The organism is Acidobacteriota bacterium, from assembly GCA_004299485.1.
Lineage (GTDB): Bacteria > Acidobacteriota > Terriglobia > Terriglobales > SCQP01 > SCQP01.
In genome coordinates, this window is sequence record SCQP01000018.1 from 168856 (window position 1) to 187326 (window position 18471).

At 65.0% G+C, this 18471-nt stretch carries 17 protein-coding genes; 11 read left to right on the plus strand and 6 right to left on the minus strand.

All coding sequences use genetic code 11. The annotated features are described in order from the left end of the window. The first annotated feature begins 496 nt into the window (after nt 1-496). The 8 genes from EPN33_14235 (at nt 497) to der (ending at nt 9107) form a co-directional block, all read left to right on the plus strand. Nucleotides 497-3262: an isoleucine--tRNA ligase gene (locus tag EPN33_14235; protein ID TAN20967.1), complete on the plus strand. Its 2766-nt coding sequence runs from the start codon at nt 497-499 to the stop codon at nt 3260-3262. Between the two features lie 6 nt (nt 3263-3268). After that, nucleotides 3269-3784, plus strand: a complete 516-nt coding sequence (gene lspA, locus EPN33_14240) for a signal peptidase II (protein ID TAN20939.1) — start codon at nt 3269-3271, stop codon at nt 3782-3784. A gap of 24 nt (nt 3785-3808) precedes the next feature. Continuing rightward, on the plus strand, nt 3809-4609 hold the full coding sequence (locus EPN33_14245) for a prolipoprotein diacylglyceryl transferase (protein ID TAN20940.1): 801 nt from the start codon (nt 3809-3811) through the stop codon (nt 4607-4609). A 66-nt stretch (nt 4610-4675) separates the two neighbouring features. Continuing rightward, nucleotides 4676-4918 (plus strand): type II toxin-antitoxin system prevent-host-death family antitoxin, encoded by a 243-nt coding sequence (locus tag EPN33_14250; GenBank protein ID TAN20941.1) that lies wholly within the window; start codon nt 4676-4678, stop codon nt 4916-4918. After that, nucleotides 4918-5340, plus strand: coding sequence for a PIN domain-containing protein (locus tag EPN33_14255; GenBank protein ID TAN20942.1), 423 nt, complete (start codon nt 4918-4920; stop codon nt 5338-5340). Before EPN33_14250 ends, EPN33_14255 begins: the two co-directional genes overlap by 1 nt. A gap of 9 nt (nt 5341-5349) precedes the next feature. Next, on the plus strand, nt 5350-6456 hold the full coding sequence (locus tag EPN33_14260; protein ID TAN20943.1) for an RluA family pseudouridine synthase: 1107 nt from the start codon (nt 5350-5352) through the stop codon (nt 6454-6456). Between the two features lie 9 nt (nt 6457-6465). After that, entirely contained in the window at nt 6466-7422 is a 957-nt protein-coding gene (locus EPN33_14265; protein TAN20944.1) for a VWA domain-containing protein, read from the plus strand. Nucleotides 7423-7661: 239 nt separating this feature from the next. Next, complete coding sequence (gene der / locus EPN33_14270) at nt 7662-9107, plus strand: ribosome biogenesis GTPase Der (protein ID TAN20945.1); 1446 nt, start codon at nt 7662-7664, stop codon at nt 9105-9107. Here der and EPN33_14275 read toward each other — a convergent pair. From EPN33_14275 to EPN33_14285, 3 genes are all read right to left on the minus strand, one after another. Continuing rightward, a complete protein-coding gene (locus tag EPN33_14275; GenBank protein ID TAN20946.1) occupies nt 9101-10231 on the minus strand; it encodes a hypothetical protein in 1131 nt (376 codons plus the stop codon). The two genes, der and EPN33_14275, sit on opposite strands and share 7 nt — an antisense overlap. 124 nt (nt 10232-10355) lie before the next feature. Beyond that, nucleotides 10356-10727 (minus strand): hypothetical protein, encoded by a 372-nt coding sequence (locus tag EPN33_14280; protein ID TAN20947.1) that lies wholly within the window; start codon nt 10725-10727, stop codon nt 10356-10358. A gap of 79 nt (nt 10728-10806) precedes the next feature. Then, nucleotides 10807-11268: a single-stranded DNA-binding protein gene (locus EPN33_14285; GenBank protein TAN20948.1), complete on the minus strand. Its 462-nt coding sequence runs from the start codon at nt 11266-11268 to the stop codon at nt 10807-10809. 176 nt (nt 11269-11444) lie between these two features. On the opposite strand from EPN33_14285, the gene EPN33_14290 reads away from it, so the two are divergent. The 3 genes from EPN33_14290 (at nt 11445) to EPN33_14300 (ending at nt 13574) form a co-directional block, all read left to right on the plus strand. Next, the gene (locus tag EPN33_14290; GenBank protein ID TAN20949.1) at nt 11445-12152 is read left to right on the plus strand and encodes a DedA family protein; all 708 of its coding nucleotides are present in this window, start codon (nt 11445-11447) and stop codon (nt 12150-12152) included. 34 nt (nt 12153-12186) lie between these two features. After that, nucleotides 12187-12456, plus strand: coding sequence for an integration host factor subunit beta (locus EPN33_14295; GenBank protein ID TAN20950.1), 270 nt, complete (start codon nt 12187-12189; stop codon nt 12454-12456). Nucleotides 12457-12641: 185 nt separating this feature from the next. Beyond that, on the plus strand, nt 12642-13574 hold the full coding sequence (locus EPN33_14300) for a site-2 protease family protein (protein ID TAN20951.1): 933 nt from the start codon (nt 12642-12644) through the stop codon (nt 13572-13574). On the opposite strand, the gene priA is transcribed toward EPN33_14300, so the two are convergent. From priA to ispH, 3 genes are read right to left on the minus strand one after another with little or no spacing between them, the layout of a single operon-like run. Then, nucleotides 13571-15661 (minus strand): primosomal protein N', encoded by a 2091-nt coding sequence (gene priA / locus EPN33_14305; protein TAN20952.1) that lies wholly within the window; start codon nt 15659-15661, stop codon nt 13571-13573. The two genes, EPN33_14300 and priA, sit on opposite strands and share 4 nt — an antisense overlap. Further along, entirely contained in the window at nt 15630-17501 is a 1872-nt protein-coding gene (locus tag EPN33_14310) for a transketolase (protein TAN20953.1), read from the minus strand. The genes priA and EPN33_14310 overlap by 32 nt, the downstream gene beginning before the upstream one ends. Nucleotides 17502-17516: 15 nt before the next feature. Further along, complete coding sequence (gene ispH, locus EPN33_14315) at nt 17517-18464, minus strand: 4-hydroxy-3-methylbut-2-enyl diphosphate reductase (GenBank protein ID TAN20954.1); 948 nt, start codon at nt 18462-18464, stop codon at nt 17517-17519. Nucleotides 18465-18471 lie beyond the last annotated feature (7 nt).

Genomic DNA, 18471 nt, shown 5'->3' on the forward strand with positions numbered 1-18471 from the left:
AGCCGAGGCTTGAATTCTAGCGCGCATACGATCACCTGAGCGATCTTCGAACATTAACAGCTTGCCATGAGGAAAGTGTATGGCCAAAGCGCGCTTGCCCGATGGCGATTTAGCGGGGCCGCTGGGGTTAACCAGAGGGTTACCGATCGCCGCGCGATCTCTTACGGTTCGGTTAGCGTAGAGCTTCGGATTGTACGCATCCGGATGCCGCTCGGGCCCTCAGCCTCTCGCTTCTCGCGCCGCCAGGCTATAACCGCTTTGATTCCGCTCTAAGAGCGGCGGTTTTGCGAAGCGCTCCCGGAGCAGGGCGGGCGTCCCAAGCGGAGCTGGGGCGTAGGGGCTCCAGCGCAGCGGGCCGTCGGCCTTTGAGAGCGGGGCAAACGACGCAGTGCGTCGTTTGCGGGCGAAGCCCGGCTGGGTGCCCGCGACCATATAATGAACTGTGGCCGCTTCGTCCTATAAAAGCACATTGAATCTGCCAGTGACGAAGTTTCCGATGAAGGCGAATTTGCCTGCCCGGGAACCCGAGTGGCTGGCGCGCTGGCACGATCTGGGCCTCTATGAGCGCATCCGCGAGACCCGTCGCGGGCAGCCGGTGTTCCTGCTTCACGACGGCCCGCCCTACGCCAACGGCGCCATTCATCTCGGAACCGCGCTGAACAAAGTCCTGAAGGATTTCGTCGTCAAATCCAAGACCATGGCCGGCTTCGATTCCCCTTATGTGCCCGGCTGGGACTGCCATGGCCTGCCCATTGAAATCAAAGTCGATCAGGAGCTGGGGCCGAAAAAGCGCGAGTTGAGCGCGCTCGAAATCCGCCGCCGCTGCGAAGCCTATGCCCGCAAGTACGTCGACTTGCAGCGTCAGGGGTTTGAGCGCCTGGGCGTGCTGGGGCAGTGGCAACAGCCCTACCTGACGCTGAACTCCAGCTACGAAGCTGCCATTGCGCGGCAACTGCTCGGCTTCATCGAGCAAGGCTATGCCTACAAGGGCCTGCGCGCTGTGTATTGGTGCATTCACGACCAGACGGCGCTGGCCGAAGCGGAAGTTGAGTACAAGCAGCACCGCAGCCCCACCGTGTGGGTGCAGTACGCCTACGCCGGCGGCAAGCTGCCCGCCGGACTTTCCGGCGAAAACCTCTTCGCGGCCGTGTGGACCACCACGCCCTGGACGCTGCCCGCCAGCATGGCGCTCGCCTTCCATCCCGAACTCGAGTACGTCGCCGTCAAGCACACCAACGGCCGCGTCTACGTCATGGCCGCGGCGCGCATGGCGGCAACATCGGATGCCATCGGTGCTGCCTGGACCGACGCCGAAGTCGTAGCCCGCTTCTGCGGCAAGGATATCGAGGGCGTGCGCTTCCGCCATCCCTGGCTGGAGCGCGACATTCCCGCCGTGTTGGCCGACTACATCACCACCGATCAGGGCAGCGGTATTGTCCACACCGCGCCCGGCCACGGTGCCGAAGATTTCGCCACCGGCGAAAAATACAAGCTGCCGATTCTCTGCCCGGTCGACGGCACCGGCAAATTCTTTGGACCGGAAACCGCGCCCTTCACCGGCCAGCAAATCTTTGCCGCCAATCCAGCGATCATCGAGCACCTGCGCTCGATCGGCGCCCTCCTGGCCGAAGCGCCCCTCGATCACTCCTACCCGCACTGCTGGCGCTGCCATCAGCCCATCATCTTCCGGGCCACGGAGCAGTGGTTCATCGGCATGGACCGGCTCGCGCTGCGCGAAAAGGCGCTGGAGGCCATCGCCGGCGTGCGCTGGATGCCGGACTGGGGCGGCGAGCGCATTCATCAGATGGTCGCCTCGCGGCCCGACTGGTGCATCTCGCGCCAGCGCGTCTGGGGCGTACCTATTCCAGTCCTGGCCTGTACGCAATGTCATGCCTACCTGCGCGACAAGGCCACCGATGAGCGCATCATCGCCGCCTTTGCCGCCGAAGGCTCGAACGTCTGGTTCGAACGCCCGGCCTCGGCCTTCATCGCTCCCGGCGCGCGCTGCGCCCAGTGCGGCGCCGGCGAGTTCGTCCAGGAACACGACATCGTCGACGTCTGGTTTGAGTCCGGCTGCAGTCAGGCCGCGGTGCTCAACCAGCAAACCGGACTCCCTTTTCCCGCTGACATGTATCTGGAGGGTGGCGATCAGTACCGCGGCTGGTTCCAGTCCTCCCTGCTGGTTGCGGTGGGCATGCGCGGCGCCGCGCCCTACCGGCAAACCCTCACCCATGGCTGGGTGGTCGATGCCCAGGGCCACACCATGCACAAATCGCTCGGCAACGCCATCGAGCCGGATGAGATTGTGGGCAAGTATGGCGCTGAAATTTTGCGGCTCTGGGTGGCGAGCAGCGATTTCCGCGAAGAAATCAGCCTGTCGGACGATTTGCTGCAGCGGATCACCGAAGCCTACCGCAAGGTGCGCAACACCTTCCGCTACCTGCTCGGCAATCTGCACGCCTTCGAGCCGGCGCGCGACGCCGTGACGGAAACCGAACTCGAGAGCCTTGACCGCTACATGCTGCGCCAGGTGGCGCGCCTGGCGCGCGAGGTCGAGCAGGAATACGCCGACTACGCCTTTCACCGCGCCTGGCGCCGGCTGGCCGATTTCTGCGCCATCTCCCTCAGCGCCTTTTATCTCGATGTGCTCAAAGACCGGCTCTACACCTTCGCTCCGCGCAGCCCCCAGCGCCGCAGCGCCCAAACCGTCCTCTGGCACACCCTGCGCGTTCTGGTCCGCCTGACGGCGCCGATTCTGGCCTTTACTGCCGATGAAGTCTGGGCCGACATGGCCGCCGAGGGCCTGGCGGATGGCCCCGCGCCACTGCGCGCCAGCGTCCATCTGCAAACCTACACGGAGGTTGCGGCGTGGCTGCCAGGCGGGGCGGCGGAGGAAGATCGCTGGGCCACGCTACTGGAGTGGCGCGAAGAAGCGCTCAAGGCGCTGGAGCAGGCGCGCCAGGAAAAGCGCATCGGCACCAGCCTCGAAGCTCGCCTGGAGCTGGTGGCGCCGGCCGCGGAGCGGGCGCTCCTCCAGGCCGAACTGCCGCAGCTTCCCGCCCTCTTCATCGTGTCGCAAGTCGAGCTGAGCGCGGACAGCGGCTCCCGTAGTGTCCGCGTCCATCGCGCCCGCGGCCTGAAATGCGAGCGCTGTTGGAATTATGCTGAAGATGTGGGCGCCGATGCGGCGCACCCCACGCTCTGTGCGCGCTGCGTGCGCGCCCTGGCGGAAATGGCGGCGCCGGTGGCGCACGGCAAGTAGCGGAGCATGGCACACGGATTCCAATTGAAACATTTGCTGGCCGGCGTCGCGGTCTTCGTCGCCGACCAGTGGTCGAAGGGACTGATCGACCGCACCCCGCAGTATTTCGATCACACCGTCATCCCCGGCCTGTTCCGCATCATTCACGCCGACAATCCCGGCGTGGCCTTCGGCCTGTTTCAATACTCCTCGCCGGGGTTTCGCGATCTGCTCATTACGGCATCGAGCATCGCCCTGCTGATCGTGCTGGCGCTGCTCTGGAAAAATAAACAGTCCTCGCGCACCGGCTACGCCATGGCGCTGATCGTCGGCGGCGCCTGCGGCAATCTGCTCGACCGGGTGTTGCATGGCCAGGTCGTGGACTTCCTGCTCTTCTATGTGGGCAGCCATAGCTGGCCGGTCTTCAATCTCGCCGACAGCGCCATCGTCATCGGCGCCGCCCTGCTGGTCTGGGAGATCATCCATGACCAGCCCGCCCCCTATCCTGCTCCCACCCCAGCCCCCGACAAGGAGATAACCTAGCTACTAGCTCCGAGCTGAAAACACATGTTCCCCGTCCTCTACAATTTCGGCTTCTTCACCCTCCACACCTACGGCCTGCTGGTCGCCATCGGCTACCTGATGGGCATCTACGTGGCCCGCCACTATGCCCGCCGCTTCGGCCTCGATCCCGACCGGATTTTCAATCTGGCCGTGTATCTGGCCATCGCGGCCATCGTGGGCGCCAAGCTGTTTCTGGTCATTCAGGATTTCCATTTTTACGTGCGCGAGCCGCGCGCCCTGCTCAACATCGGCTTTCTGGAGTCGGCTGGCATCTTCTACGGGGGCCTGCTGTGCGCCTTGCTGGTGCTGACACTTTATGTTTACCGCCAGAAGCTGCGCTGGCTGGCGGTGGGCGATGCCATCGCGCCCGGCGCCGCCGTGGGCCAGGCGATCGGCCGCCTGGGCTGCTTTTCCGCCGGCTGCTGCTGGGGCAAGGCGACCACCGGCTTTTTCGGCTATACCTTCCATAACGCCTACGCCCACGCCACCGTGGGCGTGCCGCTGGGCATCAAACTCTACCCCACGCAGTTGCTCATGTCGGCGGGTGAATTCGTGATTTTCCTGGTGCTCTGGCGCGTGGCCAAACGCCGCGCCTTCGAAGGCCAGATCATGGCGCTCTACCTGATCTGCTACGGCGTCTTCCGTTTCCTGATCGACTTCCTGCGCTACTACGAACCCTCCGCCATGCTCTTCGGAGGCCTGATGACCGACGCCCAATTTACCAGCCTCTGCCTCATCGCCCTGGCGGTAGTGATCTGGGCCGTGCGCGGCCGCCGCCCCGTCGCCGCCGCCACTGCCGCGTAAGGCGCCGCACCGCGCCTCAGCACCCCATCATCCCTCGCTCGCTGCCAACTGGTTTAAACTAGTTTGATGAAGACGATAGGTGCATTCGAAGCCAAGACCCATCTCGCCGAACTGCTGGATCAGGCGCAAGCCGGCGAGGCGATCACCATTACCCGCCACGGATCGCCCGCGGCCGTCTTGATGCCGGTGCAAATGGCCACCCGGTTGTCGCACCCCGAGATCATTGCCGGCTTGCGTGCGCTGCGGGAGCAGATCCGGCCGGACGCACTTTCCGTACGGGATATGGTGCGGGCAGGCCGCCGCCGGTAATGACCGCCGTTATCGACGCCTCCTTGGCGCTGGCGTGGTACTTCCCTGATGAAAGCAGCGCCCTGGCAGAGGCAGTGCTGCGACATCTGGAGGGTGCGGCGCTTTTCGTGCCGGCGCTCTGGGCCAGCGAGATCGCTAACGGCATCGTCGTGGGTATCCGCCGCCGGCGCGTCACCTCCGCAAGCAAAGATCAATTCCTCGTGCTGCTGGCGCAGTTGCCGATTCAGATCGAACCCGAGCTATTTCCCGAGCACGTACAACAAGTGGTCGCATTGGCCGAGGCGTACCAACTTACCGCCTACGACGCCGCGTACCTGGAGCTCGCGCTGCGCCGGAGTGCGCGGCTGGCGACCCTGGACCGCGAACTGCGACGGGCGGCACGCCGGGCCGGCGTGAGCCTCTTGCCCGAGCGGCTCGATTAACATTGTGCCATGCAGGCAAACCCCACCAGCGCCGAGCGCCAGAACTGGATCGCCACCCAGGCGGAGCGGCTGGACCTATTTCTGCATGCGCAACTTCCGGACCAGAGCCGGGCGCGGCTGCAAGCCCAAATCCGCGCCGGCGCGGTCCGCGTCAACGGCGCGGAAGCGACACGGCCGGGAGCGGTGTTGCGGGTGGGCGATCTCATCGAAATGCAGGCGGCTGCCCTGGCGCCCGTGGCGCCGCATGCCGAAGCCGAAGCCATTCCGCTCGAGGTGTTGTACGAGGACGACGATCTGGCCGTCATCAACAAGCCCGCCGGCCTCGTGGTCCATCCCGGCGCGGGGCAGGCGCGGGGGACGCTGGTCAGTGCCCTGCTGCACCGCTATGGAAGGCTGTCCGCGGCGGGGGGCGAGCAGCGTCCGGGCATCGTGCACCGCCTCGACCGAACGACGAGCGGCGTTATCGTGGTTGCCCGCACTGATTTTACCCATCAGCAATTGAGCGCCCAGTTTCAGGCGCGCAGCGTGGTCAAAATCTATCGTGCCCTGGTGCATGGCCTCACCGCCGCCGACGGCGACATCCGCCTGCCCGTGGGCCGCGACCTGCGCCAACGCGTGCGCATGACCACCCGCCGCCCCGAGGCTCACGCCCGCAGCGCCCGCACCAGCTTCCGCCGCCTCGCAGCCTTCCCGGCGCCGCAGGACACGCCCGCGAAGTTGCGCGCGGCCTGCAGCTTCAGCGAACTGGAACTGCGGCTGTTTACCGGCCGGACGCACCAGATCCGCGTGCATCTGGCCGCTGTGGGCCATCCCGTCGTCGGCGACCGGCTCTACGGCGCCGCGGCCACCCTGGCCGGACCGGGCGCGCTCGCCGGCTGGCAGCCGCCACGGGTGATGCTCCACGCCGCCGAGCTCGAATTCACCCATCCCCGCAGCCACGAGCGCCTGCATTTCCGTGCCCCGGTTCCCGTAGAGATGGAAAACCTGCGCCTGGCCCTGCGGAGCCCCGTGCCGGATTCGGGCACCCAAGCCCCCTGCCGGGCGACACCGGCGGGCGTAGAGAGCGGGCGGCAGCGCGCAGCGAAGCCGGGTGCCCGCGATCAAGCGATGTCATAATCGGTGAAGATGCTGAAGCGCGCAGGAGCCATGTGTGCGGTGTTGATGGGTGCGGCGGCACTCGTCTGCCTGGGGCAGCAAACCAGCCCAAGCGGGCAGACCACCACCAAAACCCAAACCCCGACCATTGTCGCCAACGTCAACTCTGTGCCGCTGGTGTTTGTCGCCCTCGATAAGCATCACCACTTCGTTCCCGATCTGACCACGAAGGACATTCAGATCTACGACAACGGCAAAGTGCAACAGATCCAGCAGTTCACCTCCGAAGGCAACCTGCCGCTCCGCATCGCCGTCCTGATGGACGTCAGCCAGAGCGTCGATACCCGCTTTCAGTTCGAGCAACATGCGGCGACCGATTTCCTCCAATCGGTGCTGGTCGAAGGCCGCGACAAAGCCATGGTCGCCGGCTTCGACACTTCGCTGCATGTCGCCCAGTCGTTTACCGACAACTACGCCAAGCTGGCCATGGCGATTGGTATGCTGCGGCCCTCCGGCGGCACGGCGTTGTACGACGCCCTGTTCTATACCGCGCACAATGACTTCGGCCCGGGCTCAGGCGAAGTTGGCGCCGGTCGCAATGTCATCGTCATCATCAGCGATGGCGCCGACGACCAGAGCCGCTATAGCGAGAGCGAAGCCATCGCCATGGCGCAGGACGCGGGCGCGGTGATCTATACCATCGGCACCGAGTCCACCGGCGCCGACCCCCAAGCCGATGGCGTGCTCAAGAAATTCGCCACCGAAACCGGCGGACGCTCCTACTTTCCGATCTCCGCCCGCGATCTGGGCGGCGCCTTTCAGTCGATTTTGCAGGACTTGCGCCATCAATATGTCGTCGCCTACAGCCCCAATGACCTGGCGCCCAACGGCGAATTCCATAAGGTCATCATCAGAGTCCTGCGCAAGAACGTCACCGTCCGTACCCGCAAGGGCTACTACGCCCGCACCACCAGCGGCGCTTATTGACCCCCGTACAACCCCGCAACTCCGTCCGGCTTCTAACTATTTAGGCGGCCCAGGTCTCCGCGGCGGCGCGTTGGCGGTTCGTCGCCGCTTTCCTGTTTGACAACTGAAGTTTTTTCTGGGGAGCGGTCGCGCTCCCGGCCGCTCCCCTTTGCCGGCGCGCCGGCCGCGACGGTTCCATTTATTGTTCCGCCTGTGCCACCCTAATCCCGCAAAACCCCCGGTAAACACGCCACTTTGGGGTGCAAAGTGGCACACTTTGCGCAAAAAAAAAGAACAGCCCGCGCGACCGTGACCCACCCCCACCCCGCGCCGCCGGCTATCGCCCTTATCATTTACAAGTGACCAAACCTGGTTCCATCGTGATCGTGGGGCGTCCGAATGTGGGTAAATCCACCTTGTTCAACCGGCTGACGCGCTCGCGTCGCTCCATTGTGGGCGATGAGCCGGGGATTACCCGCGACCGCATCGAAGGCCAGGTCGAGTGGCGGGGACGGAGCTTTGGCATCACCGACACCGGCGGGCTGCTGCCCGGCGATGAAGCGGAAATTCCAGCCGCAATCTTCGCGCAAGCCCAGGTGGCCCTGAAAAGCGCCAGCGCCGTGGTGATGGTGGTCGATGGTCGCAGCGAGCTGACCGCCCCCGACATCGAACTCGCCCGGCTGCTGCGCACCAGCGGCAAGCCCGTTCTGCTGGCCGTGAACAAGATCGAAGGCCGGCGCGCGGAAAGCACAATTGGAGATTTTTATCAGTTAGGCCTCGAAGAGGTATTCCCCCTCAGCGCCGAGCACGGCGATGGCCTCGATGCCTTGCTCGACCGCGTGATCGCGCTCTTGCCCGCGGCTGCCGAAGCCGCCGCGGACGAGCCGGCGGTGCGCGAGACGCGGGTCGCGATCATCGGCCGGCCCAATGTCGGCAAATCAACCCTGCTCAATTGCCTGCTGGGCGAGGAACGCTCGATTGTCAGCCCCGTCGCGGGCACGACCCGTGATGCCGTCGATGCGGTCCTGATCCATGGCAAGACGCCGTACCGCTTCATCGACACGGCCGGCATCCGGCGCAAAGGCGCCACCCACGCCCTGGCGGAAAAGCTCAGCGTGGTCATGGCGCGCCAGCACCTCGAGCGCGCCGATCTGGCGCTGGTGTTGATCGACGGCGCCGCGCCGGAAGAAGGCGGCGTGCTCGCGCTCGATGCCACGATCGCCGGCTACGCCTTCGAGGCACAGCGTTCCTGCATCCTGGTGGTCAACAAATGGGACGCCGCGCAGGCCATGGGGCGCACCCAAAAGGAACTGGAGCAGCGGGTGCGCGAGCGCCTGAAGTTTCTGGCCTTCGCGCCCATCGTGTTCGTTTCCGCCCGCGCCGGCACAGGACTGCCGCAGCTTTTTGCCGCTATGGCGCGGGTCGCGCGCGAGCGGCGCAAACGCATAACCACGGCAGCCATGAACCGCTTTCTGGCCACGGTGGATTTTACCCGAGCCCCTGTGCCCGCTGGCCAGCGCGTGCGCATTCTCTATATGGCGCAGGTGTCACTGGCGCCGCCGCAGTTTGTGCTCTTTATCGACCGCGCGCGCCGGCTGCATTTTTCCTATCGGCGCTTCCTGGAGAATCAGATCCGGCGCGCCTTCGGCTTTGAGGGCACGCCGATTCTGCTTAAAACCCGCGCCGGCAGCCGAAAACATCAATGAATCTGCGGGATATCGCGCAAACGCACCGGCCCGCTGGTACTGACCGCTGCCGGCGCCGGGTGGTTGAGGTTGGGCAGGCCATCCCAGATGCCCGGGTCTTCCAGGCCCAGCCGCCAGACTGAATAGCCGCGCAGATGGTACTGGCTCACCAGGTCCAGCTCGGCGCGGAAGCTGCGCGCGTCCTCAACCCAGGTCACCACGCGGTGGTGACCGTAGCCGGAAATACGGTAGGCCGCCTGCAGCGTCGGGTCCCAATGCAGGTCGTCGTAAACCGAGACCGGACCGCTGCGGTGAAAGAAACGATAAATCGTGCGGTAGAACCGGTGGATGCGCCCGGCAATGCGGCGCCGCCAATAAATGCGCACCCGCCGTTGCATCCAGTCGGTCTGGTAGGTCGGAATGCCGAGCGACACTTTATCCGGCGGTGCCGATTGCAGCACATAATCCAGCACCTGCTCCACCCAGGGCGTGCTCGCCAGCGGCCCGGGCTGATTGCCGCTGCTTTCCGGATAGGCCATCACGCTCAGGAAATCGGCGCTGCGCGCCAGCGCCGCGTAGTCGTAGACCCCGGAAAAGTCGCGGTAATTGTCGCTGTAAGGATCGTTGTTGGTACGCGCCGCAACGGCGACACTCAGCTTCAGTCCATGGCGGTGCAAGGCGCCGGCCAGCTCGGCGATGAAATGCGAAAACGCCGGCCGTTCAAACGAGGGCAGGTTTTCAAAATCCACCTGCCAGCCCATGAAGTCCTGCAGGCGCGCCGTATTCACCAGGGCGCCCACCGCCCGGTCGCGCGCCGCCGGCGAACGCAGCAGCCGCTCGGCACCGATGCGCGAGAAGCCGGAGTTGATCACCAGCGGCATGACCGGCACGCCATGCGCGCGCGCAATGGTGCTCAAGGCGCCGGGCACCGAACCGCGTAGCACTCCGTAACGGTCGAGCGAAAAACTTTGCGGCGCGAAGATGCCGATGCTGTCGGCGTGCTCCAGAAAACTGCTGACCGCCTTCGACCCCGGCATGGCGTAGAACAGACCTTGGGCGGCCGGTGCGGCCGGCGCGGTTTGCGCGACCGCTGCCACCCACAGCAGCATCGGGATCAGAATGGCGCAGAAACGGCGATGAGCCACTGTGATTTCAGTGTAACAGCCCAGAGCCGCTTCTGAACCTAAGGATAAACGCCGAGACGGATGTGACTTCCAGGGGGGATCACCAGGCCGCTTAGCAAAAAGTGGCGAGCCACTCTGCAGCGATTCACTGAAGCAGGCCGGTACTGCCGCCGTGGGGGGCGGGCTCGGTGTCTTCGTCGTCGCCGGTGATCAACTCGGCGCGGCACAGCGCGCTGGCGAGGCGGATGGTGCCGCCCTCGAAAAAAAGCCGGATGGTCGGGGCGGGATCGTTCAGAAACTCGAAATAATCCAATTGTCCCGGAGGGTCCCGCTCGAAGGCGACTTCGAAGCGCGTAAGTTCACTGAAGTGCAGCGCCAGCCCGCTCACCGGCAGTGCCCGCGCTCCGCGCACCACATGCAGTGGCTCGATCGCCGCCCAGCCCAGCGTGGCGCTGGTGGGCTCGATGCCGAAGGTCAAGCCCACCAGCCGCAGGTGACGGTGCAAGTCCAGATGCACGCCCTCCACCTCGATTTCGGCGAGAGGGTGGTTGAGCGTGGGCGGCTTGAGGTTTTCGAAACGGATAGCAACGATCCTTTTAAAACGGAATGTCGTCGTCAGTGATTTCGGTCGGAGGTCCGCCGTAGCGCTCCGCCGCCGCAGGCGCGTCACTGGCAGGACCGGCTTCGGCTGCCGCATGGGCGGCACGGCCCGCGCCCTCGCCGCGACTGCCGACCATCACCATTTCACTGACCACCACTTCGGTCATGTAGTGGCGCTTGTTCTCCTTGTCTTCCCAAGAGCGGGTTTGCAGCCGCCCTTCAAGATAGACGCTGGAACCTTTGGTCAGGTATTGGTTGGCGGTTTCCGCCAGTTTTGACCAGAGCACAATGTTGTGCCACTCGGTCCGCTCCTGGAATTCACCGCTGCCTTTGTCTTTCCAGCGCTCGCTGGTCGCCAGGCTGAATTTGGTCACCGCCTGGCCGGAGGGCGTGTACTTCAACTCGGGGTCTTTTCCCAGACGCCCGAGCAGGATCACTTTGTTGACGCTACGTGACATAGATCACCTCAGATCGTACCCTTCGCCGGATACGATGTTGGGACAATTGTACCCGCGAACCCGGCGCAAGGGGATGAAGCGGCTTCCACATTTCTGTAAAATAAAAGAAGCACTTTTCCGAATTTGGTAGTGCGCTACAATCCTCTCGAAACGGGCTTTTTCGTCCGGGACACAGCTTGCAATACCTGCTTCTCCACTTCGGTTACGCGTTTCTGGTTCTCGGCCTGATCCTGGAAGGCGATGCCACGCTGGTGGCCGCCATGATCCTGGCCAGTGCCGGCGCCGAGTACTTCAGCATGCGCTGGGTGGTGGGCATTGCCATGGGCGTGACCATTGGCGGCAACGAGCTCATCTACGAAATTGGCGCCCTGGGGCGGATGCGGGGCTTGCTCGCCAACAGCCGGCACCGGCAGCGGGTGTCGCGCTGGCTGCACAACTCGCGCTCCGGGTTTTTGTCGCTGCTGTTCTCCCGCTTCATGTGGGGTTTCCGGCTGATGATCCCGTTTGCCGCCGGCATGCTCCACATCAAGCGCCGGCGCTTCTCGGTAGCCAATGCGGTCGGCGGCGCCATCTGGGTGGCCGTGCTCGCCTATTTCGGCGTGGCCATCGAACAGTTGTTTGAGCTGCTGCACAACGATCTGCTGCGTTACCAGTCCCACATCGCGGTGGCGCTGTTCCTGGTGGGCGTCGTGATTGGCCTGGCCACCATTCCCTGGCAGATTGTGCGCCGCAGCCGGAAGAAACAGCGCACGACTGCAGCCCTGCGACTGGCAAAGCGCCGGATCGTCCTGCCGCCCCGGCCGGCAGCCAAACCGCCAGTCCCGGCCGTCCCGGCTGGCTGGGTGCAGCCGCGGGAAGCCGCGCCGCCGCCACCGCCCAATTGACGCCTTCCTATCCTATTGATTAAACTCAGCTTAGATGATCAAACTGGACCTCATTCAAGCCGTGGTTGCGCGCACCGGCCTGAGCAAGGCGGACGCGGAAAAGGCCGTCGAAGCCGTGTTCGGACGCATGAAGATGGCGCTCGAGCAAGGCGAGCGCATCGAGCTGCGCGGCTTCGGCGTGTTCAGTATCCGTCCTCGCAAGACCGGCGTGGGACGTAACCCGCGCACCGGCGCCGAAGTGGCGATTATGCCGGGCAAGTCAATTCGCTTCCGCCCGGGCAAGGAAATGAGCGCCATCGACTGACGCGCGGCAGCATGCGCGTTCCGGACGAAGACAGCGACGGAGAAGAGGCGGTTCCCGCGCCGGTGGCGGCAGCTTGGAGGAGCCCTGAGCGCCAGCAGGCGGACCCTGCCGGGAATCGAAGCCCGCACTCCAAGCGACCATCGGGAGCGACCAGGGCAATAAGTGGCGAGCCACCATTTTGGGCGATGCCTTGGTGGCAGGTGCCGCGCACCGAGCGCTGGCGCCCGCCGTGGCCAAGCTGGACGTGGGCCGCGCCGCTGTTTGTCGTTACTCTGATCACCACCACCGTAATCGGTGCGCGGCTGCAGTTCGATTTCGCGCGTGGACTGCCTGCTTATTACACCAACAACGATCTGTGGCCCTTCGGCTGGGTGTGGCGCCATCCGGCGGAGTTCTGGACCGGCTTCGCCTTCAGCCTGGCGCTGATGGCGATTCTGCTGGCGCACGAGTTGGGACACTTCCTTGCCTGCCGCTACTACCGGCTCGATTCGACGCTGCCCCTGTTCATGCCGGCGCCCACGCTGATTGGGACGTTGGGCGCGTTTATCAAGATCAAAGCGCCCTTTCATGACCGGCGCGAAGTCTTTGACATCGGCATTGCCGGACCACTGGCAGGGCTGGCGCTTACGTTGCCGCTGCTCTGGTACGGCATGGCGCACTCCCAGGTGCTGACCGCGGCGCAGGCGCCGTTGTTCCAGCATCAGTTCCTGCATTTCGGCTGGCCGCCGCTGGTCGCGTGGTTCGCCGCCTGGCTGCATCCCGGCGTGCCGTTGAGCCTGATTGCGCTGTCGCCCATCGCGCGCGCCGCGTGGCTGGGCTTGTTCGTCACCATGTTGAATCTGATCCCCGGCGCGCAGCTCGATGGCGGGCATATCTTGTATGCCTTGCTGCCGCGACTGCATCGTGGGATCTCCTGGATCGCGATGCTGGCGCTGTTTGCCGCGGGCTGGTTCTACTGGCCGGGCTGGTACTTTTTTGCGGTCTTCATCGCGGTGATGCGTGTGCGGCATCCGTTCGTGCCGGAAGTCGCGCCGCTCGGCCGCGGACGCGCGGCGCTGGCGATTCTCTGCCTGCTGGTGTTCGTGGTGACGTTTGTGCCGATGCCGCTGTTTACCTAGAGGTTCAGGGGATCGACGTCGAGGGTGAGGGCGGTGGCGGGAAAGTTTCGGGCGCGGGCAAAGGCGCGGAGCTCAGCCAGCAAGGCGTGGAGCGAGCGGCGGGATTCGGCTTTGAAGAGAAACTGAAAGCGATAGGCGTTTTTGGCGCGGGCCAGCAGCGCCGGTGAGGGCCCGAGAATGCGGATCGCGGGATAAGCGGCGGCGTGCTCGCGCAGAAATTGCCCGGCTTGCGTAGCGTAGGCCAGCACGCGGTCGTAGTCCCGGTGGCGGAGTTGTGCGACGGCGAGGGCAGCGAAGGGCGGGTAATGGAGCCAGCGGCGGAAGTTGGCTTCCTTCTCGTAAAAGGCGGCGAAATCGCCCGTTACGGCGGCTTCCACGGCGTAATGGCCGGCGTGAATGACCTGCAGCAGGACTTCGCCGGGTTCGGCGCCGCGGCCGGCGCGGCCGGCAACCTGCGTCAGCAACTGGAACGTGCGCTCCGCGGCGCGGAAATCGGGAAACGCCAGCCCCAGGTCGGCGTGAAGCACGCCCACCAGCGTGACACCGGGCAAATCGTGGCCCTTGGCGATCATCTGCGTGCCCACGAGAATGTCGAGCGCGCCCGCGCGGAATTTCGCCAGTGTCTGCTCGAAGTGGCGGCGGCTGCGGGCGGTGTCGCGGTCGAGCCGGGCAATGCGGGCCATGGGCCAAAGCGCCACCAGCGTCTCTTCGACTTTTTCGCTGCCGGAGCCGACGAAATACAAGTGCTCGCTGCCGCACGCCGGGCAAGTTTTGGGCGGTTCGACACTATAGCCACAGAGGTGGCAGAGCAGGCGCGCCGCACGTTTGTGATACGTCAATGCCAGCGAGCAGTCGCGGCACATGACGCTCGCGCCACAGGCGCGGCAGAGGACCACTGGGGCAAAACCGCGGCGATTGATAAGCAGCAGCGACTGCTGGCCGCGCTGCAGGCGATCCTCGATGGCCGCGCGCAATTCGGCCGAAAGCAATTCTTCGTGCTCGCCGCGGCGCCGTCCCGGCTGCGCCTCCTCCGCGCTCCTGCGGAACTCGGCGCCCATATCCACCAAACGCACCGCCGGCAACGGGCGCTGCTCGACGCGCTCGGCGATGGTGAACAGGCGGTACTTGCCGGCGCGGGCGTGGGCGAAACTCTCCAGCGAAGGCGTTGCCGATCCCAGCACGATGCGTGCCCTCGTGAGCTTGGCGCGCAGCACTGCCAGATCGCGGCCATGATAGCGGGGCGCTTCCTGCTGCTTGAAGCTGGCGTCGTGCTCCTCGTCGACCAGAATCAGTCCAAGTTTTTGCACTGGCGCGAACACCGCCGAGCGCGTGCCAATGGCGACGCGCGCTTCCCCGGACCGCAGCCGCTGCCAGTGCCGCGTCCGTTCGCCCTCCGCCAGCCCCGAATGCAAAACGGCGACCAGGCCAGGAAACGCAGCTTCGAAATCGGCAAACAGTGCGGGCGTGAGGCCGATTTCCGGAACCAGCAATAGTGCGGATTCCCCGCGTGCCAGCGCGGCTGCAATGGCGGCAATATAGACCGCGGTTTTGCCACTGCCGGTGACACCGTGCAACAGCAGCGGCCGGCAGTCGGCTCCGTCCTCAATCGCGGCCAGCGCGGCGCGCTGACTGGAGTTCAGGTTGGTAACGCGCGGGCGCGCTTCCCACGCGGGTGCGGCGGCGATAGCCGCGCGCCGCCGCCGCTTGGGTTCCTGATTCGAGCCCGGCGGCAAGGCGCAGCGCATGACCTCGCCGAGCGGCGCCTGATAGTAGGAGGCAGTCCAGCGGACCATCTCCAGCACCGGCGCCTCGACCGCTGGGGTTTCTTCCAGCACGGCACTGAGCGGGCGGATGCGGTCCGCAGGAAAATCCGCGGGCGGCGCGTCGCGCACGGCGACAATGACGCCGGTCATCGTGCGCGCGCCCCAGGGCGCGCGCACCCGCAGACCAGGCTGCAGTGTGCGCGCGCCAGCCAGCTCGACCGGGACCGAATAGGTGAAAGCACCGTCGAGCGGAACCGGCAGCGCCAGTTCCACGAACGCAGGAGCCAACGAATTATAGGCCTTTGACGGCGGCGATGATGGCATCGGCGTCAATGCCGTAACGGTGCAATAATTCCTCGGGCTTGCCGCTGCGCGGCACACCGTTCACTGTCAGCCGGTGGACGCGCACGCCCGCAGGCGAGACGGCCTCGCTGACGGCATCACCTATGCCGCCGGCCGAATAGTGGTCTTCGACAGTGATGAGGGTGTTGTTCGTGTCGCGGGCGGCAGCCAGCAGTGCTTCCGTATCGACCGGCCGCACGCTGAAAAGATCAATGACGCGAATGGCGATGGCTTCTTTTTGCAGCCGGTCGTAGGCGGCCAGCGCTTCCGTCAGGGTCACGCCGGCGGCGACGACGGTGACGCGATCCTGGGCGCTCTGCCGTAATACTTTGCATTTGCCGATGGCAAAGGGTTCGCTGTTTTCGTAGATCACCGCCGCCTTGGGACGGCCGGTGCGGACGTAGCAAAGTCCTTTCACCTCGGCGATCAGCGTGATCGCGCGCCAGGTGCTGACCGCATCAGTAGGGTACAGCACCACCGAATGCGGCAAGGCGCGGAAGAGAGAGAGATCTTCCAGTCCCATCTGCGAGCCGCCATCTTCGCCAATGGAAATGCCGGCGTGCGTGCCGACAAATTTCACGTTTGCCTGCGCTAGCCCGGCGAGGCGGATGAAGTCGGCCGCGCGCGTGAGGAAGCAGGCAAAGGTGGACACGAAGGGAATGCGGCCGGTGGTGGCAAAACCCATCGCCATGCCGGTCATGTTCTGCTCGGCAATGTAGCCTTCAAAGAACCGCTCGGGCTGCACCTTCTGGAAGTCCTGGGTGAAGGTCGAGTTTTCGACATCGCCATCAATGGCCACCAGGCGCTCGTCGCGCTGGCCGAGCGCGGCCAGGGCCTGGCCAAAGGCTTCGCGGGTGGCAAGCTGCTGGCCCAATTTGTAGTTGGGTTCGGGCGCCTTGCCGGAGGGCACGGGCAGCGGCGCCGGAGCCGGTGCGGGCTTGCGCGGCCAGGGCTTGTAGCCGTTGGGCACGGGACGAATCGCCGCGCGCAACTCAGACAGGGCGGCGTTGGCCTCCTCGCCTGCCTTCAAAGCTTTGCCGTGCCAGCCGTTCTTGTCCTCAATAAAGGCCACGCCCTTGCCCTTGAGCGTGCGCGCCAGCAGGACGGTGGGCTTGCCGCTGGTCTGTGCGGCGTTCGCAAATGCCGCACGAATCTGCGGCAGGTCATGGCCGTCGAGCACAATCGCATTCCAGCCAAAGGCGTCCCAACGGCGGCGGTACACGTCCATGTCGTGCTGCAGCATGGTGGGCTGACTCTGGCCGAGGCGGTTGACGTCGACGATGGCGCAGAGGTTATCGACGTGGTAGAAGCTGGCAACCTTGGCCGCTTCCCACACCGATCCCTCTGAGGTTTCGCCATCCCCCAGCAAGGCGTAGGTGCGGTAGGAGGCGCCTGCCAGCCGTGCCTGCAAGGCCATACCGAGCGCCACCGGCAGTCCTTGCCCGAGGGATCCGGTGGGCACGGCGACAAACGGCAGCTCCGGCGTGGGATGGCCCTCGAGGTCGGAATCCAGCTTGCGCAGCGTCAGCAGGTGCTCGCGCGGGTACAGGCCCAGCTCGGCCCAGACGGAATAGAGCACGGGCGCAGCGTGGCCCTTGGACAGCACGAACTTGTCGTTGGCGGGGTCAGCGGGATGCACCGGATCGAGCCGCATGACTTCGAAAAACAGCACCGCCAGTAAATCGGCCGCGGACATGGAACTGGTGGGATGGCCGCTGCCCGCCGCGGTCGTGGCTTCGATGGAGTCGATACGGAGCTGCGTGGCGAGATTGTGGAGCGCAAGATCAACTTCCTGCGCCGGATGAGTTTCTTTCACGGGCATGGCATTCTCCCTGGGTTAGCGGGCCAACACTGCCTCGGGCAGGATGAAGCGCACATGCTCATCAATACCCTCGGTCTCTTCTACATGGGTAAATCCAAAACGCTCGCGCAGCGCGGCGACTACCTGCTGCACCAGCGACTCGGGCGCGGAGGCGCCGGCGGTCAACCCGACCGTGGTGACGCCTTCCAGCCAGGCAGGCGCAATGGCATCGGCGTCATCAATGCGGTGCGCGACGGTGCCGGCATTGGCGGCGACTTCGACCAGACGCAGCGAGTTGGAACTATTTTCCGATCCCACCACCAGCACCAACTCCACGCGTGGCGCGATGCGCTTGAGGGCAGTCTGGCGGTTCTGGGTGGCATAACAAATGTCCTGCGCCTTGGGTGCCGCCACTAAAGGAAAACGCTGGCGCAGCCGGTCAATGATGGCGCGCGTCTCGTCCAGACTGAGGGTCGTCTGAGTGAGGAAGGCGACGCGCGTGGGATCCGGAAGCTGCAGCGCATCGACCTGCTCGACGGTCTCCACCACGGGCGTACCTTCCGGTACTTCCCCCAGCAGGCCGATGATCTCGTCATGATGCCGGTGGCCGATAATGACGATACTATAGCCGCGGCCGGTGTACTCCTGAGCCTCGCTGTGAACTTTGTTGACCAGCGGGCAGGTAGCGTCAATGACCTGGAGACCGCGTTCGCGGGCATCACGCCACATCTGCGGCGAGACGCCATGGGCGCTGAAGAAGGTGCGTGCCCCGCGCGGCACCGCAGCCAAATCCGGCACAAAGACTGCTCCGCTGGCCTCGAGACTGGCGATCACGGTACGGTTATGGACGATTTCTTTCAGTACGTAAATCGGCGGGCCAAACTTACGCAGGGCCACTTCCACCGCTTCGACGGCGCGCACCACGCCGGCGCAAAAGCCACGCGGTTTGAGAATCAAAATCGTCTTCGGGCGGTCGGCGGCCATCCGTCAT